2 protein-coding genes are annotated in these 3,316 nt (G+C 67.3%); both read right to left on the minus strand.

All coding sequences use genetic code 11. From position 1 onward, the window contains the following. The coding region (locus E8A12_RS13295; protein WP_293369466.1) for a TonB-dependent receptor at positions 1-2,061 on the minus strand (2,061 nt) is incomplete at its 3' end. Positions 2,062-2,199: 138 nt separating this feature from the next. Next, the coding region (locus tag E8A12_RS13300; RefSeq protein WP_293369468.1) for an AMP nucleosidase at positions 2,200-3,316 on the minus strand (1,117 nt) is incomplete at its 5' end.

Consider the following 3,316-nt stretch of genomic DNA (forward strand, 5'->3'; position numbering starts at 1 on the left):
CGTATGCCGCCAGCCCATGTTGAGCGTGAAGGTGGGCTCCGTCTCGCCCTGCGTCGCCAGACGCCGGCCGCTCTCGATGGCGTTCAGCTGCACCATGTCGTCGGGCCGCACCTGCCAGTTGAGGTTGGCCCGGCCGCTGACGCCGCCCACTTGATGGTGACCCAGGTCGATGGCCAGGTTGGACGTGTCGGTCCAGTTCACATAGGGGCTCAGGCTCAGGCTGTAGCGCAACGTCGAGGTAAGCTTGCCGTTGGCGTTGAAGTCCGCCCCGGCGGCGCGGCTGATCCCGAAGTTGCCGATGGTCGTCTGGAAGACCCCTCCGCCCAGGTCGGTCAGGATCTGGGCGAAGTCGTGGTTGGCGTTGCGGTAATAGAAGTTCGCCTGGTAGCTCTGGTTGCCGGCGTGCTGCTCGTACCCCACCTCGTAGATCTGCACCTCCTTGACCTTCAGGTCGGGGTTGCCGACCTGGACGTCCTGCGGGCCCTCCACATAGACCAGCGGGTCCAGGAACACCGGCAAGGGGCGCTGCACGCGCACGCTGTAGCTGGCGGTCAGCTTGCGGTCGTCGTCCAGCTTATAGTTCAGGTGCAGCGTCGGATAGGCTCGGTCATAGTGCTGCCCGTCCCGCTCGCCGGAGGTGAGCTGGTCGAGGGTGAAGCGTACATCCTCCGCGCGCAGCCCCGCCTGCACGCTCAGGTCGCCGAAGCTGCGCTGGTAGGTGGCGTAGAACGAGTTCACCAACTGCTCGTAGAGGTAGTGGTTGGCCAGGTTCGGCTGCAGCACCAGGCCGGTTTGCGTCGGGCCCATGGCGTCGGAATAGTTGGCGTCGTTGTCCTCGCGGCGTAGCTCGTAGCCGGTGGTCAGCGACCCGCCGGCCAGCTTCTGGGTGTAGACGACCCGCAGCTCCTCGTGGTGGCGGCTGTCGTCGTCGCGGATCAGCTCCAGCGGGATCGGCGTCGCCGGCAGGGTCGGGAAGACCGTGTTCAGGGTGTGGTCGCGCGCTAGGCCGTCGTTGTAGACCGCGTCCACCGTGAGCTCGTGGCCCTCGCCGAAGGTGTGCTTCCAGCCGGCGGCGATGCTGTTGTCGGTTTCCAGGAAACGCCGGCGGCCCGACCGGTCTTCGATCAGCACCGGGATCCCGCCAATCCCGTCGTCGGTGTATTTGTCGTCAGGGTGGCCGTGGATCAGCAGCGAATTGTAGCTGATCGCCCCGGTGAACTGGTCCTTGTCCTCCGGCGTCCAAGTGAGGTTCACCCGCCCGTTCGGGCCGCGCGTCAGGTTGCGCCCGATGCTGTCGTCGAAGTTCTTCAGGAACTGGCCGCTGGTGGGGTCCAACCCGTCCCGCTCGTTGGTCACGTGGTTCTTGTTGCGCTGATAGTTGCCGGCGAACGAGGCGGTCACCGAAAGCGTCTTGGTGTTGTAGCCGAGGTTCAGCCCGGCGCGCTTCAGTCCGGCGCTGGCGACCGTCGAATAGGCCGAGCCGGTCAGGCCGCCGCCATGGCTGGGTTTGGTGATCAGGTTGATCACCCCGCCGGTGCCCTCCGGATTGAGCGCCGCCGAGGGGTTGGTGATCACCTCCACCCGCGCGATCTGGTCGGCGGGCAGCTGCTGCAGGGCGTCGGCGCGGCCGTTGCCCTCGAAGGCCGGTGAGGGCTTGCCGTCCACCAGGATGGTGACGTTCTGGTCGCCGCGCAGGCTCAAATTCCCCTGCAGGTCCACCTCCACGGCGGGCACGTTGCGCAGCGCATCGGCGATCGAGCCGGTGGTGGCCTGCAGGTCCTGGCCCAGGGTGTAGGTCTTCTTGTCGATGGAGGTCTCGACCTGCGGCGCGGCGGCCCCGGTGACCGTGATGGTCTCGACGGTGTGGGTCTTCGGCGCGGGTTTGGCCGGCGTGGCGGCCTTGGCCTTGTCCGTCGGCTTGGCCGGCGCCGGCGGCTGGGCGGCCTGAACCGCGGGCGGACTGTCCGGCGCCGGCGCGCTCTGGGCCAAAGCGCCGCCCGCACTCAACAACACGCAACCCATGCCCGCCAGGCCAACCCGCCAGATCCCCGAACCTGCCACTGACCGGCCCCTCCCCGATACATCCGCTCACTCGGCCGCAGGTGGCCAAGCGAAGGCTCCATCAGGCGAAATACAGCCGTAAGTTGCTCCGCTTGACGCTGTCAAATGAAGGCTTGGTAAGGTGGCGGTCCGAGGCGCCTAGCGGAAGGGCGGCTCGTCGAAGCTTCGCAGCTTGCGCGAGTGCAGGCGTGGGCCCTCCTGGCGCAGGAGGTCCATGGTGGCGATGCCGATCTGCAGGTGCTGGCCGATGGCGCGGTCGTAAAAGGCGTTGGCCTGGCCGGGCAGCTTGATCTCGCCGTGCAGCGGCTTGTCTGAAACGCACAACAGGGTCCCGTAAGGCACCCGGAAGCGGTAGCCCTGGGTGGCGATGGTGGCGCTTTCCATGTCGATAGCGACCGCGCGGCTCTGATTGAACCTAAGCGCGCTCGACGAATAGCGGAGCTCCCAGTTGCGGTCGTCGGTGGTCACCACCGTGCCCGTCCGCAGGCGGCGTTTCAGCACCTCGCCGGTCTCCCCGGTGACGATCTCGGCGGCGCGGTTCAAGGCCACCTGCACCTCGGCGATCGGCGGGATCGGGATCTCCGTCGGCAGGGCCTCGTCCAGCACGTGGTCATCGCGCAGATAGGCGTGCGCCAGGACGTAGTCGCCGATCGTCTGCGATCCGCGCAGGCCCCCGCAGTGGCCGATCATCAGCCAGGCCTGCGGACGCAGCACCGCCAAGTGGTCGCAGATGGTTTTGGCGTTCGACGGGCCGACGCCGATGTTCACCAGGGTGATGCCGGCGCCGTCCTTGGCCATCAGGTGATAGGCGGGCATCTGGTGCTTGCGCCAGGCGGCGGCCTGCACCACCGCCTCGGGGTCCTCGGTCGAGTCGTCGACCAGCACATTGCCCGCCGCCGAAAGCGCCGTATACGGACCACCGGCCTTGATCTGCTCGCAGCCCCAGCGGACGAACTCGTCGACGTAGCGGATGTAGTTGGTGAACAGGATGTACTGCTGGACATGGGTCGCCGGCGTCCCGGTGTAATGCGCCAGGCGCGCTAAGGAGAAATCCGTCCGCAGGCCGTCGAACAGGGCCATGGGCCGGGGTTCGTCGGCGTGCTGCGACCAGGACCCATCGACGATCTCGTCGCCGATGAAGGCCAGCTCCGTGGTCGGGAAATGCCGCGCGATCTCCGCCGAGCCGATGTCGGCGAGCGCGGTGTCCGCCTGGCCGTCCAGCACATAGGGGAATGGCATCTCCTGCTTCGAGCGG

This window comes from Phenylobacterium sp., assembly GCF_004799395.1.
Lineage (GTDB): Bacteria > Pseudomonadota > Alphaproteobacteria > Caulobacterales > Caulobacteraceae > Phenylobacterium.